General features: G+C 38.9%; 24 protein-coding genes and 2 tRNA genes. 16 read left to right on the top strand and 10 right to left on the bottom strand.

Annotated features, from left to right (window positions below):
- Positions 1 to 25 precede the first annotated feature (25 nt).
- Positions 26 to 1516 (top strand): ribosome biogenesis GTPase Der, encoded by a 1491-nt coding sequence (gene der / locus DK865_RS14385; RefSeq protein WP_036912565.1) that lies wholly within the window; start codon positions 26 to 28, stop codon positions 1514 to 1516.
- Positions 1517 to 1589: 73 nt separating this feature from the next.
- Here the strand turns inward: der and DK865_RS14380 are convergent, their stop codons facing one another.
- Positions 1590 to 2501, bottom strand: a complete 912-nt coding sequence (locus DK865_RS14380) for a Gfo/Idh/MocA family protein (protein ID WP_109392226.1) — start codon at positions 2499 to 2501, stop codon at positions 1590 to 1592.
- Positions 2502 to 2782: 281 nt separating this feature from the next.
- On the opposite strand from DK865_RS14380, the gene DK865_RS14375 reads away from it, so the two are divergent.
- Entirely contained in the window at positions 2783 to 3130 is a 348-nt protein-coding gene (locus DK865_RS14375) for a hypothetical protein (protein WP_228407794.1), read from the top strand.
- Positions 3131 to 3219: 89 nt separating this feature from the next.
- Here DK865_RS14375 and hemF read toward each other — a convergent pair whose 3' ends face one another.
- Positions 3220 to 4128 (bottom strand): oxygen-dependent coproporphyrinogen oxidase, encoded by a 909-nt coding sequence (gene hemF, locus DK865_RS14370; protein ID WP_109392225.1) that lies wholly within the window; start codon positions 4126 to 4128, stop codon positions 3220 to 3222.
- A gap of 133 nt (positions 4129 to 4261) precedes the next feature.
- Here hemF and DK865_RS14365 point away from each other — a divergent pair, with 133 nt between their 5' ends.
- The 8 genes from DK865_RS14365 to cysM all read left to right on the top strand — a co-directional run bounded on the left by DK865_RS14365 (position 4262) and on the right by cysM (position 11784).
- Positions 4262 to 4699: a GNAT family acetyltransferase gene (locus tag DK865_RS14365; protein ID WP_036913413.1), complete on the top strand. Its 438-nt coding sequence runs from the start codon at positions 4262 to 4264 to the stop codon at positions 4697 to 4699.
- 335 nt (positions 4700 to 5034) lie between these two features.
- Positions 5035 to 5631: an RpoE-regulated lipoprotein gene (locus DK865_RS14360; RefSeq protein WP_228407793.1), complete on the top strand. Its 597-nt coding sequence runs from the start codon at positions 5035 to 5037 to the stop codon at positions 5629 to 5631.
- Between the two features lie 141 nt (positions 5632 to 5772).
- Positions 5773 to 6669: a Dyp-type peroxidase gene (locus tag DK865_RS14355; protein ID WP_023581642.1), complete on the top strand. Its 897-nt coding sequence runs from the start codon at positions 5773 to 5775 to the stop codon at positions 6667 to 6669.
- A 238-nt stretch (positions 6670 to 6907) separates the two neighbouring features.
- Positions 6908 to 7927 carry a thiosulfate ABC transporter substrate-binding protein CysP gene (gene cysP, locus DK865_RS14350; protein ID WP_109392224.1) on the top strand — a complete coding sequence of 340 codons (1020 nt, stop codon included), beginning with the start codon at positions 6908 to 6910 and terminating at the stop codon, positions 7925 to 7927.
- The gene (gene cysT / locus DK865_RS14345; RefSeq protein WP_023581644.1) at positions 7927 to 8760 is read left to right on the top strand and encodes a sulfate/thiosulfate ABC transporter permease CysT; all 834 of its coding nucleotides are present in this window, start codon (positions 7927 to 7929) and stop codon (positions 8758 to 8760) included. Before cysP ends, cysT begins: the two co-directional genes overlap by 1 nt.
- On the top strand, positions 8760 to 9602 hold the full coding sequence (cysW, locus tag DK865_RS14340) for a sulfate/thiosulfate ABC transporter permease CysW (RefSeq protein WP_109392223.1): 843 nt from the start codon (positions 8760 to 8762) through the stop codon (positions 9600 to 9602). Before cysT ends, cysW begins: the two co-directional genes overlap by 1 nt.
- 33 nt (positions 9603 to 9635) lie before the next feature.
- On the top strand, positions 9636 to 10724 hold the full coding sequence (cysA, locus tag DK865_RS14335) for a sulfate/thiosulfate ABC transporter ATP-binding protein CysA (RefSeq protein WP_109392222.1): 1089 nt from the start codon (positions 9636 to 9638) through the stop codon (positions 10722 to 10724).
- Positions 10725 to 10902: 178 nt separating this feature from the next.
- A complete protein-coding gene (cysM, locus tag DK865_RS14330; protein ID WP_036912575.1) occupies positions 10903 to 11784 on the top strand; it encodes a cysteine synthase CysM in 882 nt (293 codons plus the stop codon).
- Positions 11785 to 12051: 267 nt separating this feature from the next.
- Here cysM and crr read toward each other — a convergent pair whose 3' ends face one another.
- The 4 genes from crr to cysK all read right to left on the bottom strand — a co-directional run bounded on the left by crr (position 12052) and on the right by cysK (position 16017).
- On the bottom strand, positions 12052 to 12561 hold the full coding sequence (crr, locus tag DK865_RS14325; protein WP_023581647.1) for a PTS glucose transporter subunit IIA: 510 nt from the start codon (positions 12559 to 12561) through the stop codon (positions 12052 to 12054).
- 49 nt (positions 12562 to 12610) lie between these two features.
- The gene (gene ptsI / locus DK865_RS14320; RefSeq protein WP_023581648.1) at positions 12611 to 14338 is read right to left on the bottom strand and encodes a phosphoenolpyruvate-protein phosphotransferase PtsI; all 1728 of its coding nucleotides are present in this window, start codon (positions 14336 to 14338) and stop codon (positions 12611 to 12613) included.
- Positions 14339 to 14475: 137 nt separating this feature from the next.
- Positions 14476 to 14733 (bottom strand): phosphocarrier protein Hpr, encoded by a 258-nt coding sequence (ptsH, locus tag DK865_RS14315; RefSeq protein WP_006533407.1) that lies wholly within the window; start codon positions 14731 to 14733, stop codon positions 14476 to 14478.
- A gap of 330 nt (positions 14734 to 15063) precedes the next feature.
- Positions 15064 to 16017, bottom strand: a complete 954-nt coding sequence (cysK, locus tag DK865_RS14310; RefSeq protein WP_023581649.1) for a cysteine synthase A — start codon at positions 16015 to 16017, stop codon at positions 15064 to 15066.
- Between the two features lie 235 nt (positions 16018 to 16252).
- Here cysK and DK865_RS14305 point away from each other — a divergent pair, with 235 nt between their 5' ends.
- The gene (locus DK865_RS14305) at positions 16253 to 16783 is read left to right on the top strand and encodes a hypothetical protein (RefSeq protein ID WP_036912578.1); all 531 of its coding nucleotides are present in this window, start codon (positions 16253 to 16255) and stop codon (positions 16781 to 16783) included.
- A gap of 113 nt (positions 16784 to 16896) precedes the next feature.
- Here the strand turns inward: DK865_RS14305 and cysZ are convergent, their stop codons facing one another.
- Positions 16897 to 17667: a sulfate transporter CysZ gene (gene cysZ / locus DK865_RS14300; protein ID WP_023581651.1), complete on the bottom strand. Its 771-nt coding sequence runs from the start codon at positions 17665 to 17667 to the stop codon at positions 16897 to 16899.
- Between the two features lie 226 nt (positions 17668 to 17893).
- Between cysZ and zipA the strand changes: the two genes are divergently transcribed.
- The 4 genes from zipA to DK865_RS14280 all read left to right on the top strand — a co-directional run bounded on the left by zipA (position 17894) and on the right by DK865_RS14280 (position 22796).
- Positions 17894 to 18919 carry a cell division protein ZipA gene (zipA, locus tag DK865_RS14295; protein ID WP_228407796.1) on the top strand — a complete coding sequence of 342 codons (1026 nt, stop codon included), beginning with the start codon at positions 17894 to 17896 and terminating at the stop codon, positions 18917 to 18919.
- Positions 18920 to 18974: 55 nt separating this feature from the next.
- Positions 18975 to 21002 (top strand): NAD-dependent DNA ligase LigA, encoded by a 2028-nt coding sequence (ligA, locus tag DK865_RS14290; RefSeq protein WP_109392220.1) that lies wholly within the window; start codon positions 18975 to 18977, stop codon positions 21000 to 21002.
- A gap of 227 nt (positions 21003 to 21229) precedes the next feature.
- Positions 21230 to 22414 carry a NupC/NupG family nucleoside CNT transporter gene (locus DK865_RS14285; RefSeq protein WP_023581655.1) on the top strand — a complete coding sequence of 395 codons (1185 nt, stop codon included), beginning with the start codon at positions 21230 to 21232 and terminating at the stop codon, positions 22412 to 22414.
- A gap of 166 nt (positions 22415 to 22580) precedes the next feature.
- Positions 22581 to 22796 carry a DUF3820 family protein gene (locus tag DK865_RS14280; protein WP_023581656.1) on the top strand — a complete coding sequence of 72 codons (216 nt, stop codon included), beginning with the start codon at positions 22581 to 22583 and terminating at the stop codon, positions 22794 to 22796.
- A gap of 2 nt (positions 22797 to 22798) precedes the next feature.
- Here DK865_RS14280 and DK865_RS14275 read toward each other — a convergent pair whose 3' ends face one another.
- Complete coding sequence (locus DK865_RS14275; protein WP_109392219.1) at positions 22799 to 23239, bottom strand: MarR family winged helix-turn-helix transcriptional regulator; 441 nt, start codon at positions 23237 to 23239, stop codon at positions 22799 to 22801.
- A 183-nt stretch (positions 23240 to 23422) separates the two neighbouring features.
- On the opposite strand from DK865_RS14275, the gene DK865_RS14270 reads away from it, so the two are divergent.
- Positions 23423 to 24175, top strand: a complete 753-nt coding sequence (locus DK865_RS14270; protein ID WP_036913417.1) for an SDR family NAD(P)-dependent oxidoreductase — start codon at positions 23423 to 23425, stop codon at positions 24173 to 24175.
- Between the two features lie 64 nt (positions 24176 to 24239).
- On the opposite strand, the gene DK865_RS14265 is transcribed toward DK865_RS14270, so the two are convergent.
- Together DK865_RS14265 and DK865_RS14260 are read right to left on the bottom strand one after the other, a co-directional pair.
- Positions 24240 to 24315, bottom strand: a tRNA-Ala gene (locus DK865_RS14265).
- A 27-nt stretch (positions 24316 to 24342) separates the two neighbouring features.
- Positions 24343 to 24418, bottom strand: a tRNA-Ala gene (locus tag DK865_RS14260).
- Between the last annotated feature and the right edge of the window lie 52 nt (positions 24419 to 24470).

Below are 24470 nucleotides of genomic sequence, written 5' to 3'. Positions count from 1 at the left end.
TTGTATTTTTATGAGGCATCAAAAAATGATACCCGTTATTGCCTTAGTAGGGCGCCCTAACGTGGGTAAATCCACGTTATTTAATCGACTAACACGCACAAGAGACGCATTAGTTGCCGATTTTCCAGGCCTCACCCGTGACCGTAAATATGGTCGGGCAGAGTTAGAAGGCGAAGAATTTATTATTATTGATACCGGTGGTATTGATGGTGCTGAAGAGGGTGTTGAAACTCATATGGCATCACAATCTCTACAGGCTATTCAAGAAGCCGACATCGTACTATTTTTAGTTGATGCTCGTGCAGGTTTGATGCCAGCAGACCAAGGTATTGCAAAACACCTTCGTGGTGTTGAGAAAAAAACGTATTTAGTTGCGAATAAAACTGACGGTATCGATATTGATACTGCACTCGCTGATTTTTATTCTTTAGGATTAGGTGAAATCTTCCCAATCGCTGCGTCTCATGGTCGTGGTGTTGCTCAATTGATTGAACAGGCACTATTACCCATTACGGGTAAAGTGGTGGAAGAAGAGCGAGAGCTGACTGAAGAAGAAGAAAATGCGGCTTATTGGGCTGCACTAGAAGCAGAACAAGAAGCACAAGCGTTAGAAGAGGAAGAGGATGACTTTGATCCTTCTACATTACCGGTAAAATTAGCGATTGTTGGTCGTCCTAATGTTGGAAAATCAACACTGACAAACCGTATGCTTGGTGAAGAGCGTGTGGTTGTTTACGATATGCCAGGTACTACGCGTGACAGTATCTATATCCCAATGGAACGTGATGAGAAAGAATATATCATTATCGATACAGCGGGTGTTCGTAAACGTGGTAAAGTGAAAGAAACAGTAGAAAAATTCTCTGTTATCAAAACATTACAAGCCATTGAAGATGCTAACGTTGCATTGCTGGTTATTGATGCCCGTGAAGGTATTTCAGATCAGGATCTTTCATTATTAGGTTATATCTTGAATGCAGGTCGTTCATTAGTCATTGCTGTCAATAAATGGGATGGCATGACACAAGACGATCGCGAACAAGTAAAAGCAATGCTTGATCTTAAATTAGGCTTTGTTGACTTTGCACGTGTTCACTTTATTTCTGCATTACATGGTAGTGGCGTGGGCAATCTTTTTGAATCAATTCAAGAAGCTTATGTCTGTGCAACGCGTCGCGTAGGAACTTCTATGCTAACGCGTATCATGAAGATGGCAGAAGATGATCATCAGCCACCGATTGTTCGCGGACGCCGTGTAAAAATGAAATATGCACACGCCGGTGGTTATAATCCACCTGTTGTCGTTATTCATGGTAATCAGGTCACTGATTTACCTGATAGCTATAAGCGCTATTTGATGAACTATTTCCGCCGTACTCTGCAAGTGATGGGTACGCCAATCCGTATTCAATTTAAAGAGGGTGAAAACCCTTATGCGGATAAGAAAAATAAATTAACACAATCTCAGTTGCGTAAACGTAAGCGTTTAATGTCACACTTGAAGAAATCTAAATAAGTTAATTTAGCGTCCAAAAATAAAAACTGAGTTCAATTTACAATGAACTCAGTTTTTTTATGCCCAGAATTTATTAGTTAGCTAACATTTTTTCTATCATGAGTTGAGCAACAATGGCTTGCTCTCCGCTTGTCGATGGCTCTGTATCATTCGTAACACATTCAATAAAGTGTTCCACCGCCCCAATAAAACCTCGTTGCAACAAAATGGGGTCCCAATTTCCTGGATGTTTTTCAGTAAGGCTATTTCTACTTTCACTGCGCCATAAATTCATATTTGTAATTTGATGTATGGCATCTTCATCAACGGCAATAACTTGTTCTTGCTGGCTTCCTGCTTTTCTATGCATTGATGTCGTTACCCAGCAATCGTTGATTTTTAAATGGTGTTCAGCATAAAACAGTGTATTTTCTTTTGTTTGAATAATACTACCACTCAATAATTCAGCATTTGAACCTGCTAACCAAAGCGCTGTATCAACAACATGTAAATAGTCATCAAGCAAGGTAAAACGTGTTTCTTTAGGGCCGACACTATCGCATCGATGTTTATCAATTCTTAAAGAGGAAAGGTGGGTAAGATTCTGTTTCAAGGCGTGATAAAAAGGCGCAAAACGACGATTAAAACCCACCATGAGTTTTTTATTTTTCTTAGTGGCAAGTTCAATCAGAGCCTCAGATTGGTGAATATGTTCTGTTAAGGGTTTATCAACATAAACATGTACACCTGTATTTAATAAATACTCTATGACTTCAAAATGACTTGAAGTTGCGCTATGCACAAATATCGCATCACACTGTTGGGCTAAGGCACTTAAGCTCGTGAATAAAGGGATACGATAAGCGGCGCAAATTATATTCCCTTTTTCCTGATTAGGTGAAAATGCGCCTATAAATTCCCACTTAGAAGCTTTAGTTAAAATAGGTAGATAAACTTTTTGTGCAATTGATCCTAAACCAACTATACCAATACGCAGTTTTCTCATCATAGCCTTCTTATTTTTTCAATGTATTATCAGTTTAAGACAAGTAAAACGTAGGTATGTTACTCAGATTATCGTGCTATTCCATAAACAATACTTCAAAATCAGCAACGTGCTGAGAAAAAATTGATCATGCCAGTTATAATAATGCTACCCTGATACATTATTTGAAGAGTAAAAGTGCTATCACTTCAATGGGATTAAACTTCATAAAAAATTAATTATTTCTTTAAAAAAACAGTTAAAATGCAATTGATTCTTATTCGTCTTAATGAGTTATTACTTTGAAAAAAACGATCATCATTGCATCAATTTTTATGCTTTCTGCTTGTGCAACACCTGAAAAATGGGAAGCAAAAACCACAAATCCATCACCGTTAGATATTGCTAAGAATATGTGTATGCAAGAAGCTAAAGCGCGATATCCCGCGAGATATTTGTCTTCTAGACAGCCTTCTTTTGCTCCTATTAGTCTAAAAGGTAAAGATATTCCGAATTCAACTGTTGGGTCATCTCTTCCTTCCGATGCTAATGAATGGCAACGTAAAGACTATTTCAATACTTGTATGAGAGCAGAAGGGTGGGAAAACAAAAATAAAGTTACAGGTTTACTGGCTTTTTTGTTTAATTGATTTTAGAAATCATTTGTTATTAAACTGCCCGTTTGATTCGAATAAAGCCACATTTTTAATGTGGCTTTATTGTCAATAAGTTAAATATTTTACACCCACTCTTTTGGGATCAAAAAATCACTGTATAACTTTGCTTCTGGGGTATTCGGTTCTGGAGAGTAATCATATTCAAAACGGACTAAAGGTGGCATAGACATTAAAATGGATTCTGTTCTTCCACCACTTTGCAAGCCAAATAATGTGCCTCTATCCCACACTAAATTGAATTCAACATAGCGGCCACGGCGATAGAGTTGGAATTGACGTTCACGATCTCCCCAAGGTATTGATTTACGCTTTTCAACAATAGGTAAATAGGCATCAAGATAACCCAGTCCAACGTGTTGGACAAATTCGAAACAGTGGTCAAAATCTGGGGTATTTAAATCATCAAAGAAAAGCCCACCTACACCACGAGGTTCATTACGGTGTTTAATATAAAAGTAATCATCACACCATTTTTTATAGCGAGGGTAATAATCTTCACTAAATGGAGTACAAACTGATTTCGCAATCTTATGCCAGTGAATAACGTCTTCTTCAAATCCATAATAAGGTGTTAAGTCAAAGCCACCACCAAACCACCAAACGGGATCTTCACCTTCTTTTTCAGCAATAAAAAAACGGACATTAGCATGAGAAGTCGGAATATAAGGATTAATAGGGTGAATAACTAATGAAACCCCCATTGCTTGAAAACGACGTCCTGCTAATTCAGGACGATGTGCTGTAGCCGATTTCGGTAATGTGTCGCCATAAACATGTGAGAAATTGACACCAGCTTGTTCAAAAAGCGCACCGTTGGTTAAAACACGGGTACGACCACCACCTCCCTCTTTTCTTTCCCAATTATCTTGCTGAAAAGTGGCTTTTTGGTCTATGTTTTCAAGAGAACGACAAATCGTATCTTGTAGTGATAAGAAAAATTCTTTAACGTGATGAATATCAGGCAAACTCATAATAACCTATAATTTTTATCATATTTATTAAAAATAGAACTCCATATTATCTATGTTCTCATTTTCAAGTTGATTCATAAACCAAACAAGCGATAATAAATTCAGATTTATGTGACCAATAATGGGCAAAACCATGGAAATACGTGTATTTCGCCAAGATGATTTTGAGGCAATCATTACACTTTGGGAGCGTTGCGACTTAATATCGCCAGATAATGATCCTGAAATTGATATTGAAAGAAAATTAAACCACTCACCCGATTTATTTCTGATCGCGGAAGTGTCAGGTGAGATTGTGGGCAGTGTAATGGGAGGCTACGATGGTCATCGTGGCTCTTTATACTATTTAGGTGTTCATCCAGACTTTCGAGGAAGAGGCATTGCGAATGCATTGATCTCTCGATTAGAGAAAAAGCTGATTGCGAAAGGGTGCCCGCAAATTACATTAGTTGTACCAGAAGAAAATGATGCAACAATTTGTATGTTTGAGAAGTTATTGTATGAAGATCAAAACCAAGAAAGTACAACATATACTAAGCGATTAATTGTTGATCAGGATTTCGATCTTTAATTGTGTTTAAAGCCCCTGATATCTTTAGGGGTTATTTATCTTCACCTTATCTCCCTCTCTTTTTTCTTTGTTTCTATTCTTACGTTTGTACTTCTTATTTATGCGTAAAATCTGATATTGCCTTTTTTGTGGAACAAAATGTTATGTTGATGGTCGTAACTAGGCTTTCTTTTCATGTGGTTATCTAAGATCAACTCAGTATATATTTTGTTATGCTGACTTATTGTGACTGATTTAGCCTGATGTTTGAGGTGATACGAAGAGTGATATAAGGTGTGCTTAATAACCTCAATATCTATTTTAATGTGTGACGAAAAAGTTTAACGGAGAAATAAATGATGCCTAAGTTTTGGTTACCCTTGTGTTTAAGCACAAGTGTTTTGCTATTAAGTGGCTGTTCATCTATGAGAGGAATGTCTTTTTCTGCACTAAATCCGATGAATTGGTTTTCAAATGATACATTAACCGTTTCTGCTAATGGATTAGGAAATATCACTAACTCAACAAAAATAACAGAAAGTGAAATAAAAAATGAGTTAGGAGGGCGCTTTAATTATCGTGAAGGTATGGAGATGCAAGGTAGCGATATTATTGTTGTAGTCCAAGCACTTGAAGATAATAACGTTCAAGTGGCTTTCTATGGTAAAGAAAAAGGCACTGTTGAAAAAATAGAAGTCTTTGCTGCGAAGGCAACAACAGATTGGGGTACAACAATAGGTACACCATTTAAAGATATCTATAAAAAAGCGTTTGGTGCGTGTAGCAAAGGTCCTAAAGATGAAAAACAGAGAACCATTTTATGCCAATCTACAGAAGCTAAATCGGTGAGTTATGTCTTTAGTGGTCAATGGGATGGTCCTGATGGATTAATGCCACCTGATGAAGTGTTATCTCACTGGACATTAACGCAAATTATTTGGCAGAACAAATAGCCTTCACGCTATTCCTGATAAAGTCAGGAAGATTTTATAATCAGACTGTCCGATTTTTGTTAAAAGGCAAATCTTCAGGAAAAAATATTCGATATAATCAACACCATTCTGGGTGTTTTGATTATTGATTAGGAAAGCAATATGTCTCATGCACAAAGTGGCATTTTAGTCGCACATAGTAAATTTGGTCTTTTTATCGAAGCAATGGTTGTGGGTGAATTAGAAGCTCTGCGTGAAGGGTGTCAGAAATTCATGCAATCATTATCTGATCTACAAAAGCAATTTCCTGATGCATCACTAGGTGCAGTTGTTGCATTTGGCTCTGATCTGTGGAAAAAACTTTCCGATGAGAATAGTGCACCAGAGCTGAAACCTTTTCGCCCTTTAGGTAAAGGTTTAGCGCCAGCAACACAGCGCGATCTCTTTATTCATATTCAATCTATGCGTCATGATGTGAATTTCTCACTGGCACAAGCTGCAATTGCTGCTTTTGGTGGTGTAATTAATGTTGAAGAAGAAATTCATGGTTTCCGTTGGATAGAAGAGCGCGATTTAAGTGGTTTCATTGATGGTACAGAAAATCCACAAGATGATGAGCGTTATGGTGTTGCACTAATTAATGACGGTGTTGATGCTGGTGGTAGTTATGTTTTAGTTCAACGTTATGAACATAACCTGAAGAAATGGGCGCGTTTTAGTGAATCAGACCAAGAAAAAATGATTGGTCGCACTAAAAAAGACAGTGTTGAACTTGATGAATCTGAGCGTAATGTGACATCTCACGTTTCTCGTGTTGTGATTGAAGAAGACGGTGAAGAGCTGGCGATTTTACGTCACAGCCTGCCTTACGGTACCGCAAGCGGTAAACATGGTTTATATTTCTTAGCTTACTGTGGTCGTTTATATAACATTGAACAGCAACTATTGAGCATGTTTGGTGAATTAGACGGTAAACATGACGACCTATTACGTATGAGTAAACCGGTAACAGGAAGTTATTACTTCGCACCTTCTTACGAAGTATTAAAAGCACTGTAATCGTTATCTAGTTATTAGATAGGTTTTTATTAATGAAATGCCTGCTTTTAAAGCAGGCATTTTTGTCTGAAAATTTTTCATATTAATAGTAATTGATGCAAGTTTAATTAATTAGCCTGAGTTTTATTCATTTTTAATAACTTACAGTTATATCAAATAACAAAAGTTAACTACACTGTTATAAATAAAGCCGATAGAGTAACCATTAAAATAAAACTTACAATGATGGGTACTTTTGATGAAGAAAAACACAATCAGAACCTTTGCATTACAAGCAACCGCAGCATTGTCTTTGGTTGTGAGTAGTTATGCAGGGGCTGCTCAATTGCTTAATAGCTCTTACGATATCGCAAGGGAGTTATTCACACAGCTAAATAGCGATTTTAAAACAGAGTGGGATGCTCAACATCCTGATGATAAAGTCACCCTCAAACAATCACATGCAGGCTCTTCTAAGCAGGCACTTGCAATATTACAAGGTTTACCTGCGGATGTAGTGACCTATAACCAAGTTACAGATGTACAAATTCTGCATGATAAAGGCAAATTAATTCCGGCGGATTGGCAACAACGTCTTCCTAATAATAGCTCGCCTTATTATTCCACCATGGCGTATTTAGTACGCAAAGGAAATCCAAAGAACATTACTTCATGGGAAGATTTAACCCGTGAAGATGTCAAAGTGGTTTTCCCTAATCCTAAAACATCGGGTAATGGTCGCTATACCTACTTAGCGGCATGGGGCGCTTTTGAAAAAGCATATGGTAACGATGAGCAGACACAAGAAGCGATGAAAAAATTCCTCAAGAATGTCGAGGTATTTGATACGGGAGGTCGTGGCGCAACAACCTCTTTTATTGAACGCGGACTTGGGGATGTTCTGATCAGTTTTGAATCTGAAGTTAATAATATTCGTCAACAATATGGTGAAGATGAATATCAAGTCATTGTGCCACCTGTTGATATTTTAGCGGAGTTTCCTGTCGCTTGGATTGATAAAAACGTTCAGCGTAACGATACCGAAGCATTGGCAAAAGCCTATCTAAATTATTTATACAGCCCTAGAGCACAAGAGATCATCACGCAATTTAATTATCGCGTAAATGATAAAACGGTCATGGCTAAAAAATCAGCACAGTTCCCAACTACGTCACTCTTTACGATTGAAGAAGTATTTGGTGATTGGAATAACGTGATGAAAACACATTTCACGACAGATGGCATGCTTGATAAATTGTTACTACAAGGACGTCAGTAATGTTTACCACAACCAGCAAACGGGTTTTACCGGGATTTGGATTAAGTTTAGGTGGAACACTGTTTTACACCTGTTTGATCTTACTGTTACCAATGAGTGCGCTGGTTGTGCAACTTTCTGATATGAGTTGGTCCCAATATTGGGCAGTGATAACACACCCTCAAATTGTAGCAGCGTATAAAGTCACACTATTAGCGGCAGCCGTTGCCAGTATTTTTAATGCTCTTTTCGGTATGTTGCTTGCGTGGATCATTACTCGTTACCGTTTTCCAGGTAGGCAACTACTTGATGGTTTAATGGATTTACCTTTTGCCTTACCTACGGCTGTTGCTGGCTTGACGCTTGCCACTCTGTTTTCAACACAAGGCTGGTACGGCGTTGTATTGGATAAATTTGATATCAAAGTCATTAATACATGGATTGGCATTGCCGTTGCTATGGCTTTTACCAGTTTGCCTTTTGTTGTAAGAACAGTTCAGCCAGTCCTTGAAGAGTTAGGCCCTGAGTATGAAGAAGCGGCTGAAACACTCGGGGCGAGTCGTTGGCAGACTTTTCGTAAGGTTGTATTACCTGAGTTATCACCAGCATTAATAGCGGGAACTGCACTCTCTTTTACGCGCAGTTTAGGTGAGTTTGGCGCCGTTATTTTTATTGCTGGCAATATTGCATGGCAAACAGAAGTTGTTTCTTTGATGATTTTTATTCGGTTGCAAGAATTTGATTATCCTGCGGCAAGTGCTGTTGCTTCTGTGATCTTACTTGTTTCATTAGTCTTACTGTTTTCAATTAATGGATTACAAAGCCGATTCGGTCAACGGTTGAGGGGGCATTGATGTCAGATATTATGCAACAACGCTCGGTATCTCGTCGCCAAATTGATTGGGTGAAGTGGGGGTTGATCCTTACGGGTGTTGTGTTATCCATTTTATTTTTAGTTGTGCCTATTGCGTGGATCTTTATGACCGCGTTTTCAAAAGGCGTTGAAATATTTACTGAGAACTTATTCGACAGCGATATGTTACATGCTGTCTGGTTAACGGTACTTATCGCGTTAATCACGGTACCTGTCAATATGTTGTTTGGTGTCAGTATGGCATGGCTGGTCACGCGCTTTCGTTTTCCAGGTCGCCAGTTATTAATGACATTGATTGATATTCCATTTGCAGTGTCTCCAGTCGTTGCCGGATTACTTTATCTGCTTTTTTACGGCAGTAATGGCTGGGCTGGGCAGTGGTTATCGCAATTTGATATCCAACTTATGTTCTCATGGCCAGGAATGGTCTTAGTAACGGTGTTTGTCACTTGCCCTTTTGTCGTCAGAGAGCTGGTACCCGTGATGATGAGCCAAGGTAGCCAAGAAGATGAAGCCGCCGTGTTATTAGGTGCGAGTGGTTGGACGATGTTTTGGCGAGTGACATTACCGAATATTCGCTGGGCATTGCTCTATGGTGTTGTATTAACGAATGCTAGAGCTATTGGTGAGTTTGGTGCGGTTTCTGTGGTGTCTGGTGCTATTCGTGGCGAAACTTATTCACTACCGTTACAAGTTGAATTACTTCATCAAGATTACAATACCGTCGGCGCATTTACGGCGGCGGCATTACTCGCGATGATGGCAATTTTCACCTTAATGTTTAAAAGTGCTTTGCAATGGCATTTAGCCCGTCAGCAATGAACATCATTATTTACACAAAAGTAGAGGCAAAATATGAGTATTGAAATTAATAGTGTCACAAAATATTTTGATCGCACTGAAGTGTTGCATGATGTCAGTCTTGATGTGGCTTCAGGTGAAATGGTGGCATTGTTAGGGCCTTCTGGTTCAGGTAAAACAACACTCTTGCGTATTATTGCAGGCCTTGAACATCAAACCCAAGGAAGTCTTCGTTTTGAAGGACAGGATGTTAGCCAATTACATGCGAGAGATCGCAAAGTCGGTTTCGTTTTTCAGCACTATGCGCTGTTTCGTCATATGACCGTATTTGAGAATATCGCTTTTGGTTTAACCGTATTGCCTCGCCGTGAGCGCCCTAGTAAAGACGCAATTCATAAAAAAGTTGAGCAGTTATTAGAGATGATCCAATTGCCTCATTTAGCGCAACGTTATCCTGCTCAATTGTCAGGCGGGCAGAAACAGCGTGTAGCCTTAGCAAGAGCATTGGCTGTTGAGCCTCAAATCTTGTTATTAGATGAGCCTTTTGGTGCTTTAGATGCCAAGGTGAGAACCGAATTACGCCGTTGGTTACGTGAGCTTCATGAAGAGCTTAAATTTACCAGTGTTTTTGTCACGCATGATCAACAAGAGGCGATGGAAGTCGCTGATCGCATTGTGATTATGGGAAATGGTAAAATAGAGCAAGTAGGGACACCACAAGAAGTGTGGCAATCACCAAAGAGTCGCTTTGTTTTAGAGTTTTTAGGTGATGTGAATCATCTACAAGGTGAAATTAATGGTGCGCAATTACAGATTGGGGGATATCACTTGCCATTATCGGTGACACCGCTTCACCAAGGTTCAGTTGATGTATTTTTGCGACCTTGGGAAATTGCATTAAGTGTACATGCTAATAGCGTTTGTCGGTTACCTGTTAAAGTTATTGAGGTATCACCCAAAGGGCATTATTGGCAGTTAATTTTACAGCCATTAGGGTGGAGTGAAACACCTATTACTGCCGTTTGGAATGATATTTCTTCAGCGCCAACAAAAGGAAATACCTATTATATGGGAGGTGCTCAAGCCCGTTTATATACGGGAGATACGCCCTTAAATACGGTATCGTTAGCCTATACCGCTTAATTTAATTATTAATCTATCGCTTGATTTCACTCTTTTTCACCCATGCTTATTTCAGGCATGGGTGTTTTGTTTTCTCAGAAAGCGAAGAGACTTATCGAATTACGTTAATATTATTGCGTTAATAAGTTAAATGTGATTTCTTCATTAATACAGACAAACAAATGAGCAGGGACTTATTGTGGCAGGGTTAGAACAATTTATTGGTAATACACCATTAGTAAAACTACAACGACTTACACAAGAGGTGGACGCTGAAATCTGGGTTAAGCTTGAAGGTAACAACCCCGCAGGTTCAGTAAAAGACAGAGCTGCATTATCGATGATTGAACAAGCCGAATTGCGTGGTGAAATAAAACCAGGTGATACGCTAATTGAAGCAACCAGTGGTAATACAGGGATTGCCTTAGCGATGATTGCAGCAGTAAAAGGTTACCGTTTAAAGTTGTTAATGCCTGAGAATATGAGTAAAGAGCGTCAAGCCTCTATGCAAGCTTATGGCGCGGAATTGATTTTAGTGAGTCGTGAGGTCGGTATGGAAGGTGCACGAGATCTCGCACAACAGATGGAACAAAAGGGCGAAGGTAAGGTATTAGATCAATTTAATAACCCAGATAATCCAAGAGCGCATTTTATTTCTACTGGCCCTGAGATTTGGCAACAAACACAAGGTCGTATTACACATTTTGTGTCGAGTATGGGAACAACGGGCACAATTACGGGTGTGGGAAGTTACTTAAAAACACAATCAGATAGCGTGCAAGTGATAGGCCTTCAGCCTGAAGAAAAAAGTCAAATTCCAGGTATTCGCCGTTGGTCACCTGCTTATTTGCCCGGCATCTTTAAAAAGGAGCTGGTGGATAGTGTGATAGACATGTCACAAACAGAAGCAGAATCAACGATGCGCCTTTTAGCCAGTCAGGAGGGTATCTTCTGTGGGGTAAGTTCTGGCGGCGCTGTTGCTGGCGCTCTGCGCGTTGCAAAAGAGAATCCTGGTGCGGTGATTGTGGCGATTATTTGTGATCGAGGCGACCGTTATTTATCAACGGGCGTTTTTGGCTAACTTGACGAATACTCGTTACATTTCAAGTTGTCGCGTTGTGGCTACGTTCATTCGCGCTAGTCACAATACTCGTCATACTTCAAGTTGTCGCGTTGTTGACTGCGTTCATTCGCACTAGTCACATACTTATGTATGCTCCTAGCGACTTATTCACTTGTCGCCTAGCTACATCTCGAATTATTTAGAGTACTTTTCATTTTTGGTTCTTAAATATAAAAAAACCGCCACATTATCGGTGGCGGTTTAAATAGAGAACATCACAGAAGATTATTTTTTAATCTGAATAATAACGGTTTCACCAACAGTAACTGGGCCTGTCATTTTGGTTAAACTTTGAATTTCATCCATATTAGAGATAACAACCGGTGTTAGAACTGATTTCGCTTTTTCTTCTAATACCGCCAAGTCAAATTCTAAAATAGTATCACCTACTTTTACTTGCTGACCTTCTTCAGCGATACGTTTAAACCCTTCACCTTTCAGTTCAACAGTGTCGATACCGAAGTGGACAAATAACTCGATACCGTTGTCAGACTCAATAGAGAAAGCATGGTTAGTCTCGAAAATTTTACCGATAGTACCATCGACTGGCGCAACAATTTTATTACCAGCAGGTTTGATAGCAATACCGTCACCTACGATTTTTTCAGCGAAAACAACATCAGGAACATCTTCGATATTGACGATTTCACCAGAAAGTGGTGCAACAATATCAATCGTGCCACTGCCTTTCTTTTCCTCTGAAACCAGTGATTTTAATTTATCAAACAGACCCATGAATCTTCTCCTAATTATTGTAGTTGGGACCGGGCTCTGGCTAATGTGATTAGCACAGTGTCTTTTCTTTAGTAAAAGTTTCTACTAAGTCCATCAATTCTTTTGCAGTTGGCTGAGCAAGTGCTTGCTCTGCTAGTGCTCTTGCATCATCGTAATTCGCATTACGGATCACTTTTTTGATGCGAGGAATTGAAATAGCACTCATACTAAACTCATCTAATCCCATGCCGAGAAGGAGCAATGTTGCTCGTTCATCTCCAGCAAGTTCACCACACATTCCAGTCCATTTACCTTCAGCATGTGATGCATCAATCACCTGTTTTATCAGGTTGAGTACTGCAGGTGACATTGGATTATATAGATGAGATATCAGCTCATTTCCACGGTCTACAGCCAGAGTATATTGTGTTAGATCGTTAGTCCCAATACTAAAAAAGTCAACTTCTTTTGCCATATGACGAGCCATCACTGCTGCGGCTGGGGTTTCTACCATCACACCGACTTCAATAGATTCATCAAAAGCTTTCTTTTCTTCACGAAGCTGGCTTTTTAGTATTTCAAGTTCTGCTTTCAATGCACGGATCTCTTCAACAGAGATAATCATTGGAAACATAATGCGTAGTTTACCAAAAGCAGATGCTCTTAAGATAGCACGTAATTGCGGATGAAGGATCTCTTTACGGTCAAGACAAATACGAATTGCACGCCAGCCTAAGAATGGGTTCTCTTCTTTGGGTAGGTTCATGTAAGGTAAGTCTTTATCACCGCCAATATCCATAGTACGAATAATGACCGCTGGACTTCCTACAGCCTCGGCTACCGCTTTATAGGCTTGGAATTGCTCATCTTCTGTTGGTAAAGAGTCTCTATCCATAAATAAAAACTCTGTACGATACAGACCAACACCTTCAGCGCCGTTACGTTCAGCACCAGCAACATCTCGAACTGTACCAATATTAGCGCAAACTTCGACTTGATGCCCATCAAGTGTAATGGCGGGTAAGTCTTTGAGTTTTGCTAATTCTTCTTTTTCGTGCAGGTACTCTTCTTTGATCGCTTTTAATGTTTCGAGTTCCTCATCTGATGGATTAATAATGATTTTGTTATTAATCGCATCAAGCACCAGATAATCATCTTTTTTAATGGTTTGTGTCGCATTAGATGTCCCCACGATAGCTGGAATTTCTAATGAACGAGCCATGATAGAGGTGTGAGATGTTCTACCACCCAAGTCAGTGATAAAACCTAATACGTTATCTAAGCTTAATTGCGCAGTTTCAGAAGGAGTAAGGTCGGTTGCAACTAAAATAACTTTTTCTGAGATAGCACTTAAATCGATAATTGGCATCTCTAAGATATTGCGCATTAAGCGTTTACCAATATCACGAACGTCAGCTGCACGCTCTTTGAGGTATTCGTCATCTAAAGCTTCTAATGCGGTTGCTTGATCTTCAATAACAGATTGAACTGCCGCTTCAGCGGTTTTTTTATCACTTTTGATGAGAGTAACAATTTCTTGTTCTAACTCTTCATCTTCTAGCAACATGATATGGCCTTCAAAGATTTCGGCTTTATCCGCACCAAGGTTCTTTTCAGCACGCTCTTTAATAATTTCTAGTTGTTGTGCAGATTTGTTACGACCGTCTTTAAAGCGTTCGATTTGATTTTCAATTTCATCACTTTGGATCTTACGTTGGCTAATGATGATGGGTTCTTCTTTGAGGAGAAGGGTTTGACCAAATGCGATACCGGGTGACGCTAAAATTCCTGAAATCATAATTTATCCTACGACTTGCTGGTGATAATCTTAAAAGAATAGGATTGCAAAATACTGTTGTTTTAAAATCATCATTGAAATTAACTCCCCTGAATGGTTTCAGGGGAATAAATACGGCGTTATTACTTGATCGCGAATTACTCTAATTCCGCCATTAATTTTACCAATGCTTCAACCGCTTGTTTTTCGTCTTCGCCTTCAGCAGAGATAGTCACAACAGTACCTTGGGTTAAACCTAAAGTTTGTAGTTTGAAAAGGCTCTTAGCGCTGGCAGATTTACCGCTAGAGATAAGTGTGATATCAGAAGAGAATGTTTTGGCTTCTTTTACAAATTGTGCCGCAGGACGAGTATGTAAGCCGTTTGGTGCTGTAATAGTAACTTCTTGCTGGTACATAGGATATTTTCCTTTTATAACTCAATTGTTCACATTAAGTCAGGACTTAGTAAGTGTAGATGAATTTGTCCTGCTTTGCGTAGCAATATCAGATAATATTAAGTCGTAAAGCGTCATCTGATAAAAATAGTGTTCAGAAAGATAAAAGAGTTCGTTTTGTCATCTCGGTTATTTTCTGATTAATTTCGACCTTCGAAATAATTAATTGATTAAATACTAAACTCGAAGAAATAAATCACCTGTCTGGATGACAAACTTTGATCTCTACCACAAAAAAAGCACCATTAAGGTGCTTTTTTAATAAATATTTTACAATTGAGATGACGCGATTTAGCTGTCAGAAATGTCAGCAAAAAGTGGGGTACTTAAATAACGCTCACCTGAAGAAGGTAAAATAACCACAATTTCTTTATTTGCAAACTCTGGCTCTTTTGCAAGTTTTACGGCTGCCGCAATCGCTGCACCTGAAGAGATACCTGCGAGAATACCTTCTTTAGTCATAATTTCACGAGCCGTATCAAAGGCTTCTTCGTTAGTGATTTGAATAACACGATCCAGTAACGATAAATCTAGGTTTTCAGGAATAAAGCCAGCGCCGATACCTTGGATTTTATGAGGACCCGGTTTAATTTCTTCACCTGCTAAAGCTTGAGTTATAACAGGGGAGCTGGCTGGTTCAACAGCAACCATTGTTACTGCTTTGCCTTGTGTCTTTTTCAAATAGCGACCAATACCTGTAATAGTACCACCCGTGCCGACACCAGCAATAACTGCACCTACTTCACCATCAGTATCATTCCAGATTTCAGGACCTGTGGTTTTTTCATGAATTTCAGGGTTAGCAGGATTACTAAATTGTTGCAGTAAAAGGTAACGCTGAGGATCGCTATCACGAATTTCATTGGCTTTATCAATGGCACCTTTCATGCCTTTTGCACCTTCAGTCAGCACTAAATTAGCACCTAATGCTTTGAGTAACTTGCGGCGTTCGACACTCATCGTATCTGGCATCGTCAGTGTTAGTTTGTAGCCACGAGCTGCTGCAACATAAGCCAGTGCAATCCCTGTATTACCACTAGTAGGTTCCACAAGCTCAACACCTTTTTTAAGAATGCCTTTCTTTTCTGCATCCCAAATCATGTTGGCACCGATACGGCATTTTACACTGAAGCTTGGGTTACGAGATTCTACTTTAGCCAGAATGTTGCCATTTCCGAAATGCTTTAAGCGAATTAAGGGGGTGTGCCCAATAGTTTGCGAGTTGTCTTCGAAAATCTTGCTCATTTTTATCCTCGGTACATAATTTTTATAAGGTCAGATGAAATTACCATACGCCATCATGCTAAAGATGGAAATAAGCTTTATGAATATACTTATAACTTTTTTACCTTTTTATTCCAAAAGATTCTAATCAAGAGTCAGTGAGACGATTCACAAATTAATAAATCAAGAGATGTACAGTATATTGATGGCTGATAATCTATTTTTAACCAAATTTATTGCAAATACAGGGGTCATAATGGAAACCATTGAAGAGTTGATTTGCGCGCTTGAACTTGCTGTGCCTGAATTAGATGCACACGCTTTGCGTGAAAATTTACCTGAGTCAGATGCTCAAGAAGATGTGCTTAACTGGCTATATGAATCACTCTCAGCTCAAGGATTAATGGACTATGTGGAGTGGACTGAATACTTTGGTGATATTCCTGATTTAAAATCGTTAGAGCAGATCGCTTTACCAGAATCACCAAGTGCGTTGATTTTATCTCAAGTTGAAAATATTGATTGGGATGAGGTGAGTGTAGATCCTTATATGTTGCCTTATGAACTCCCTTATTTGGAATATATTAACCACTTTTTGACAGAAAAAGGGTTACGGTTGGTCGATCTCACTCCGTTTGAAAATGCTTATATTTTCTGCATTCGAGATGATGAAGAGCTTATTGAAAAGCTAGATGGTGCATTAAATATCTTTGAAATGGGGATTAATGAGCGTGAGCCGATGGATAGGGAAGAAACGAAAGATTATATTCGTTCATTAATAGAGTAATCTGATTAATAATAAAATCAGCAAAATTATGTTTTAGAAAAAAGTATAAAATAAAACCCCGTTTAAATAAAAAACGGGGTTTTTATATTTATCAATACGTCACTAAATTCAGTTTACCACTGTCCATCTTGAACATGCTGTTTACGATAACGATCACACCACATTGCGGTTGCACCACAAATTGCAACGGGCATGATGACTAAATTTAGAATAGGGATCATGGTAAAAATATTAATAACCATACCAAATTGAAGATTATTCCATTTATCTTGTTTAAGCGAAGATTTCATCGCTGCAAATGAAACTTTATGATTATCAAATGGGAAGTCATTATATTGAATTGCCATCATCCAAGCACCAAAAGCAAACCATAAAACAGGGGCAACAGTTTGTCCGATAGCAGGAATAAAATAGAGCAATAACAAGACAATAGCGCGTGGTAAATAATAAGCTATTTTAATTAACTCACGTTTTAAAATACGTGGAACATCTTTCAATATACCCGCAATACCCGTATCTGGTGGGGCAATGCCAGTTATTTGACCTTCTAATTTTTCAGCCAATAATCCATTAAACGGAGAAGCAATAATGTTGGCTAAGGTACTAAAGAAATAAGTGAACACCAATAAAATAAAAATAACGGATAATGGCCAGATTAAATAACTTAACCACTGTAACCAATCAGGCACTTTTTCCATCATCCAATTGACCATGCCACCAATTTGACCATACAACCACCAAAAGGCGCTTCCGAGAATAATAATATTGGCAAGTAAGGGTAAGATAACAAAACGTTTCAGCCCTTTGCGTGTAATTAAACGCCAACCAAGAGCAAAATAATGAAATCCATTTAAATTTTTATTCGTTTCTGTCAAATTTGTCATACTTCCTATTCTCTCCAATGAGGGCAAGCTAGTATCATATAGGGAGATAATCAGCCTTACTAGTCATGAATTGTCTAAAAAATGTGCATAAGAGATTGATGTGTGTATCTTTGTGACAAGAAAATTAAGTATTGGCTTGCACTTATGAGCATTGGCAAATACTCTTAGTAAAAAGTAATATTTGCCAACGTGGCTATTAAACCTCAAGACAACAGAGATAGAAATGATGCAGCAAAATTTGCGTCTGATATTAATCGTTGTTGGTGCGATTTTAATCATAGCTTTGTTATTACACGGCTTATGGATTGGTCGAAAAGAGCGTTCTAAGCTTTTCCGTAATCGCCCAGTAAAACGTCAGAAACAGAATTATCAGTCAGATGAGAACGATGACGAACCACAATATGCTGAGGTTAGTCATCAGACATCAACTTTATCCTCTACTGAAAAGCAGGAGAGTGAGTCACCGATAAAATCGGAGCCTCTACATGAACCTGAAATTTCAGTGGCAGATAGAGACCCATTAATGTCTGAAACCCAAACAAAAGGGAACTCTCACGATACTTCATTACAGCAAGAACCTAGTCTTGGTGTTTTTGATGTTATTGAAAAAGAGCCTGTACCCATTGTAGGGGATGAACCGAAACAAGCGCCTGTGGTTAATGTTGCGAGTGAAATAAAATCACACGTTAATACAGTAAGCCCATCTGCGAGTTTTGAGCCTTCAATTTCAGAGACAACGGCTCATGTGACTCCTGTTGAAACTGAGGCTTCGCATCATGCTCCGGCTGAAGAGGCAAACGTTGAATCTGCTCCGCAAGCAAGAGAAGCAGAAAAAGAGCTGGTTATTGTTCTAAACGTAAGTGCACATCATGGTCAAATGCTGGATGGTGAAGCATTGATGCAAAGTATCATTCAAGCTGGATTCCAATTTGGCGAAATGAATATTTTCCATCGTCATCTCAATCCAACCGCCAATGGACCTGTGTTGTTTAGTTTAGCGAATATGGTGAAACCGGGAACATTTAACATTGATACGATGGCTGAGTTAGCGACACCTGGTGTATCGATGTTTATGATGGTGCCATCTTATGGTGATGCTAACCAAAACTTTAAATTGATGTTACTTACGGCTCAACGTATAGCATCTGATGTAGGTGGTGTTGTGCTGGATGATGAACGCAAACTCTTAACACCACAAAAAATCGAGCTTTATAAATCTAGGATCCGCAGGACGCTGGATTTAAATCAATAGCTTTTGTCTGTAAAAAGCCCCCGCTTGCGGGGGTTTTTCTTCTTTGGTGATACTCATGAATAAAAACACTCAACAAAAAATTGATAAACTTCGCGTTACTCTACGTCACCATGAATATCTCTATCATGTCATGGACGCACCTGAAATACCTGATGCTGAATACGATCGCTTAATGAATGAGCTAAAAGCATTAGAAGCTGAACACCCTGAATTAATTACCTCTGATTCACCTACACAACGAGTTGGTGCCTTACCTCTAACTGCATTTGAGCAAGTGAGGCATGAAATTCCGATGCTCTCCTTAGATAATGCTTTTGATGAAACAAGCTATCTGGCTTTTGATAAGCGTTTACGTGATCGTTTAAAAAATAGTGAAGAGATCACATTCTGCTGTGAATTAAAATTAGATGGATTGGCAGTTAGTTTACTTTATGAAAATGGAGTATTAGTACAAGCCGCGACGCGGGGTGATGGTACAACAGGGGAAAATATCACTGAAAATGTAAGAACGATCAGAGCCATTCCTCTGCGTTTATATGGCAATGATATTCCTGCTCGTATTGAAATTCGTGGCGAAGTCTTTATGAATGAAAAAGGCTTTGAATATTTAAACGAGGAAGCGCGCCGCACAGGTGGAAAAGTTTTTGCTAACCCACGTAATGCCGCCGCCGGTTCATTAAGACAGCTTGATCCTCGTATCACAGCGAAACGTCCATTAACCTTTTTCTGTTACGGTGTCGGTGTACTCGAAGGTGGAGAATTACCGACAAGTCACTATGAGCGCCTACAGCAATTTAAGCAATGGGGATTACCTGTTAGCGATGCTGTAAAAATTTGTACAGGTAGCAAAGCGGTACTTGATTTTTATCACCATATAGAAGAAATTCGCCCTAATTTAGGTTTTGATATTGATGGTGTTGTTATCAAAGTTGATGATATTGCACTGCAAGAAGAGCTCGGTTTTGTATCAAGAGCACCGCGTTGGGCTATTGCTTATAAATTCCAAGCTCAAGAGCAAATGACGATTATCAAAGATGTCGAATTCCAAGTAGGGCGTACCGGTGCTATTACACCGGTTGCACGTTTAGAGCCTGTTCAAGTTGCCGGTGTTGTTGTCAGTAATGCAACATTACACAATGCTGATGAAATTGAACGCTTAGGGATACGCATTGGCGATACCGTCGTTATTCGTCGTGCTGGTGATGTCATTCCTCAGGTTGTCAGTGTGATTGAAGAAAAACGCCCTGATGATGCTCAAGAAATTATTTTTCCGACACATTGTCCTATTTGTGATTCTGATGTTGAGCGTATTGAAGGCGAAGCGGTTGCTCGTTGTACTGGTGGCTTAATCTGCGGAGCGCAACGTAAAGAAGCACTTAAACATTTTGTTTCACGCCGAGCTATGGACGTGGATGGAATGGGCGATAAAATTATCGACCAACTGGTTGAGAAAGAATATGTTAAAACACCTGCGGATCTCTTCCGTTTAGATGAAAAAATCTTATCTGGTTTAGAGCGGATGGGCGAAAAATCAGCTAAAAAATTGATCACTGCTTTAGATAAGGCTAAATCAACGACATTTGCACGTTTTATTTATGCACTTGGTATTCGGGAAGTCGGTGAAGCAACAGCAAGTGGATTGACAACATATTTTTCAACCCTTGATGCATTACGAAATGCAGATGTTGAAGCGCTAAAATCAGTCCCTGATGTGGGCGATGTTGTTGCGAAACATGTCGTTAATTTCTTTCAAGAAGAACACAATAGAATGGTTATTGATCAATTGATCAATGATGCTGGTATTACATGGCAAGCGCCAGTTATTGTGACTCACGAAGCGGGCGATAATCCTTTTGCAGGTAAAACCGTTGTGTTAACGGGGTCACTTTCACAGTTAACACGTGATGAAGCAAAAGACAGATTAGTAGCATTAGGTGCAAAAGTGAGCGGAAGTGTTTCTAAAAAGACGGACATGGTGATTGCGGGTGAGGCGGCAGGCTCTAAGTTATTGAAAGCTAACGAATTAGGGATAACCGTTATTGATGAAGATGAAATGATACGATTACTTGATCAATCGATATAATCATTCTAATATTTAATAAATGCTACTGGGAAAACTTCTCAGTAGCATTTTTACTTAAGCTAAATTTACATTTAATGTTTCTTAAGTCACTTTCAAAGTGTGATCAACCTATCTTATTTAATAAATAGTGTGTATTCGGTTTCATGAGATTGTGACGGTAATCACATCGTAATGTTACGCGTTACATAAAATGCTCTACAAGATTTATTTTTATTTTTGGAGCATGCATGTCTTCTATCATTCACTTCGTTTTAGCACTCGCCGTTATTGGCGCATTAGCATTCGTTGCGAGTAACAACCGCAAAGGGATCCGTCTGCGTTATATTGTGCAGTTATTAGTTATTGAAATCGCATTAGCATGGTTCTTCCTCAACTCTGATGTTGGTGAAGGCTTTGTTCGTGGCTTCGCTGGATTATTTGATCACTTATTAGGTTATGCCGCACAAGGTACTGAATTCGTATTCGGTGGCATGATGAAAGGTGGTTTAGCATTCTTCTTCCTGAATGTTTTATGTCCAATTATCTTTATTTCTGCATTAATTGGTATTCTTCAACATATCAAAGTATTACCTTTCGTGATCCGCATTATCGGTACTGTGCTTTCTAAAGTGAACGGTATGGGGAAACTGGAATCTTTCAACGCCGTTAGCTCATTAGTTTTAGGTCAATCAGAAAACTTTATTGCCTATAAAGATGTATTAGGCAAAATGTCTCAACGTCGTATGTACACCATGGCTGCAACGGCAATGTCGACTGTATCAATGTCGATTGTGGGTGCATACATGACAATGTTAGATCCAAAATATGTTGTTGCTGCACTGGTACTGAATATGTTCAGTACATTCATCGTACTTTCTGTGATTAACCCATATTCAGTCGAGAATGAAGAAGACATTCAAATGGGTAATCTGCATGAAGGTCAAAGCTTCTTTGAAATGTTAGGTGAATACATCTTAGCGGGTTTCAAAGTGGCATTAATTGTTGCTGCAATGCTGATTGGTTTCATTGCATTAATTGCTGCGGTGAATGCGATTTTCAGCATGATTTTTGGTATTAGTTTCCAAGATTGCTTAGGTTACGTGTTCTATCCATTAGCATGGGTTATTGGTGTGCCAGAGCAAGATGCATTACGTGTTGGTAGTGTTATGGCAACGAAATTAGTGTCTAACGAATTCGTTGCAATGGGTAGCTTACAAGATATCGCTGCTGAAATTTCACCACGTTCTGTTGGTATCTTATCTGTATTCTTAGTTTCATTTGCTAACTTCTCTTCAATCGGGATTGTTGCAGGTGCGATTAAAGGTCTAAACGAAGTACAAGGTAACGTTGTTTCTCGTTTCGGTCTGAAATTACTGTTCGGTTCTACATTAGTCAGCTTCTTATCAGCCGCTATTGCAGGTCTGTTTGTTTAATCTCAGAAGATAAAACAGATAGCATGTGAATAAAATAACAATGTAAACTGAGTCACTAGTTAATTAAGTAATAGAAAATCAAGCAGTACCTTTGGGTACTGCTTTTTTTATCGTTAAATTACCCTATAATCGGCTATATCCTTTCAATGACAACGTGGTCGAGAACATGTTAGAGAAACAGCACCTTATCGATATAGCAAACACACAAATGCCATTTGGTAAGTACAAAGGGCGTATGTTGGTTGATTTACCCGAAGAGTATTTATTGTGGTTTGCAAAGAAAGGCGAGTTTCCTGAAGGTAAGCTTGGTCAACTCATGGAGATGACCTTAGCAATTAAAATAGAAGGTTTAGAAGGGTTATTAAAGCCATTAAAGCGGTGATATTAATTATGATCCATACCTGATTTTTCAGGGGTTAATGCATTAATAATTTTCTGACTTAATTCAATAAATAATGTTTGTTCTCCAAGCGTTAAACATTCACTTATTTTCTCAGCATTTTGTCTTCGACCTAATGCTGCTCTTGCTAAAAAGGCGTGCCCCTCATCAGTTAAATGAGTAATAAACTCACGTTTGTCTTTTTCAGAGCGATTTTGTGCAATAAATCCTAAGGATTTTAATCCCCGCATAAATTTCGATAAATTTTGTCTTGAAATCGCCAACGAATCACTCAATTGAGAAGGGGTTAAGTCGCCTCGCAAGCGCAATAATTCCAAAATATCATATTGACCCCAAGTGACTTGCTCAGGGGTATAACGTGTTCGTTGCGCGACTAATGTACATTGTAATAATGACAATGCATTTTCTAATTCACACTTTTCCATAAATACGCCATCTCATGAATTATGTTAACTAAAGTTAATATTATCAGGTCATTCATTTTGAATAAACTTTATATTGATTAACTAAAGTTAATCAAATAGAATGATTTATAGTTAACTTTGGTTAATTATTTTACGGTTGCTTGATAGAAACTGATGTCATTGAAAAGAGGTAAAGTCGAAATGATGGATTATTTTAAAGATAGAGTGATTTTAGTCACGGGGGCAAGTACTGGTGTAGGTGAAGGTATCGCACAATTACTATTCCAACGTGGTGCAACAGTTTTTATTACTGGTCGACATTTAGAGGAAATAACAAAAACAGCACGTTCTATTGATATAACAGGAAAAAAAGTTATCGCTTTGCAAGCTGATATGACCTCATTTTCTCAAGTTGAAGAAATGATTGAAACTATCATCACTCAAGCTGGAGCACTGCATGGTTTGGTGAATAATGCGGGGATCACAGGACCTCATAATACATCTATCGTGGATTATGAGATTGAAGATTGGAAAGCAGTAATTGATACAGACATCAATGGGGTATTTTATGGTTTGAAATATGGCATACCTGCAATATTAAAAAGTGGGGGAGGAAGTATTGTGAATCTTTCTTCGTCTAATGGAATTGTAGGGATCGCAGGTATTTCAGCATATACAGCGGCTAAACACGCTGTATTGGGGATCACACGTTCAGCTGCGCTTGAGTTTGCAGACAAAGGAATAAGGATCAATGCTATTGGACCTGGTTATGTTGATACACCAAGAATGCAAATGTTACCCGACGAAGTACGTGAATGGATGGCAAATACACACCCAATGAAACGAATGGCAACGAGAGAAGAAGTGGCTAAAACGGTCGCTTTTTTACTTTCAGATGAGAGCAGTTTCTCAACAGGGGCATTTTATGCCATTGATGGGGGTTACACTGCACAATAAGAAATAAATTAAGGACATAGAAAACAAAAAATCCCGAAGATTTCTCTTCAGGATCTTCAAATTCTGGTGGAGCTAAACGGGATCGAACCGTTGACCTCTTGCATGCCATGCAAGCGCTCTCCCAACTGAGCTATAACCCCACATATTGGGCTGTTCTGGAAGTATATTGGTGGAGCTAAGCGGGATCGAACCGCTGACCTCTTGCATGCCATGCAAGCGCTCTCCCAACTGAGCTATAGCCCCAACATACTGGAACGGGCTTGATAATAGGCAACAAGCACAATACTGTCAATCA

It is taken from the genome of Proteus cibi, assembly GCF_003144405.1.
In the GTDB taxonomy this organism is placed as follows: Bacteria; Pseudomonadota; Gammaproteobacteria; order Enterobacterales; family Enterobacteriaceae; genus Proteus; species Proteus cibi.
The sequence above is the reverse complement of the archived record's forward strand: the minus strand, read 5'-3'. Positions and strand labels throughout refer to the sequence as shown.

Excerpts from the sequence above, each read along its gene's own strand:
- der (WP_036912565.1), top strand. The coding sequence starts at position 26 with ATGATACCCGTTATTGCCTTAGTAGGGCGCCCTAACGTGGGTAAATCC.
- DK865_RS14380 (WP_109392226.1), bottom strand. The coding sequence starts at position 2,501 with ATGAGAAAACTGCGTATTGGTATAGTTGGTTTAGGATCAATTGCACAA.
- hemF (WP_109392225.1), bottom strand. The coding sequence starts at position 4,128 with ATGAGTTTGCCTGATATTCATCACGTTAAAGAATTTTTCTTATCACTA.
- DK865_RS14365 (WP_036913413.1), top strand. The coding sequence starts at position 4,262 with ATGGAAATACGTGTATTTCGCCAAGATGATTTTGAGGCAATCATTACA.
- DK865_RS14360 (WP_228407793.1), top strand. The coding sequence starts at position 5,035 with ATGATGCCTAAGTTTTGGTTACCCTTGTGTTTAAGCACAAGTGTTTTG.
- DK865_RS14355 (WP_023581642.1), top strand. The coding sequence starts at position 5,773 with ATGTCTCATGCACAAAGTGGCATTTTAGTCGCACATAGTAAATTTGGT.
- cysP (WP_109392224.1), top strand. The coding sequence starts at position 6,908 with ATGAAGAAAAACACAATCAGAACCTTTGCATTACAAGCAACCGCAGCA.
- cysT (WP_023581644.1), top strand. The coding sequence starts at position 7,927 with ATGTTTACCACAACCAGCAAACGGGTTTTACCGGGATTTGGATTAAGT.
- cysW (WP_109392223.1), top strand. The coding sequence starts at position 8,760 with ATGTCAGATATTATGCAACAACGCTCGGTATCTCGTCGCCAAATTGAT.
- cysA (WP_109392222.1), top strand. The coding sequence starts at position 9,636 with ATGAGTATTGAAATTAATAGTGTCACAAAATATTTTGATCGCACTGAA.
- crr (WP_023581647.1), bottom strand. The coding sequence starts at position 12,561 with ATGGGTCTGTTTGATAAATTAAAATCACTGGTTTCAGAGGAAAAGAAA.
- ptsI (WP_023581648.1), bottom strand. The coding sequence starts at position 14,338 with ATGATTTCAGGAATTTTAGCGTCACCCGGTATCGCATTTGGTCAAACC.
- ptsH (WP_006533407.1), bottom strand. The coding sequence starts at position 14,733 with ATGTACCAGCAAGAAGTTACTATTACAGCACCAAACGGCTTACATACT.
- cysK (WP_023581649.1), bottom strand. The coding sequence starts at position 16,017 with ATGAGCAAGATTTTCGAAGACAACTCGCAAACTATTGGGCACACCCCC.
- DK865_RS14305 (WP_036912578.1), top strand. The coding sequence starts at position 16,253 with ATGGAAACCATTGAAGAGTTGATTTGCGCGCTTGAACTTGCTGTGCCT.
- cysZ (WP_023581651.1), bottom strand. The coding sequence starts at position 17,667 with ATGACAAATTTGACAGAAACGAATAAAAATTTAAATGGATTTCATTAT.
- zipA (WP_228407796.1), top strand. The coding sequence starts at position 17,894 with ATGCAGCAAAATTTGCGTCTGATATTAATCGTTGTTGGTGCGATTTTA.
- ligA (WP_109392220.1), top strand. The coding sequence starts at position 18,975 with ATGAATAAAAACACTCAACAAAAAATTGATAAACTTCGCGTTACTCTA.
- DK865_RS14285 (WP_023581655.1), top strand. The coding sequence starts at position 21,230 with ATGTCTTCTATCATTCACTTCGTTTTAGCACTCGCCGTTATTGGCGCA.
- DK865_RS14280 (WP_023581656.1), top strand. The coding sequence starts at position 22,581 with ATGTTAGAGAAACAGCACCTTATCGATATAGCAAACACACAAATGCCA.
- DK865_RS14275 (WP_109392219.1), bottom strand. The coding sequence starts at position 23,239 with ATGGAAAAGTGTGAATTAGAAAATGCATTGTCATTATTACAATGTACA.
- DK865_RS14270 (WP_036913417.1), top strand. The coding sequence starts at position 23,423 with ATGGATTATTTTAAAGATAGAGTGATTTTAGTCACGGGGGCAAGTACT.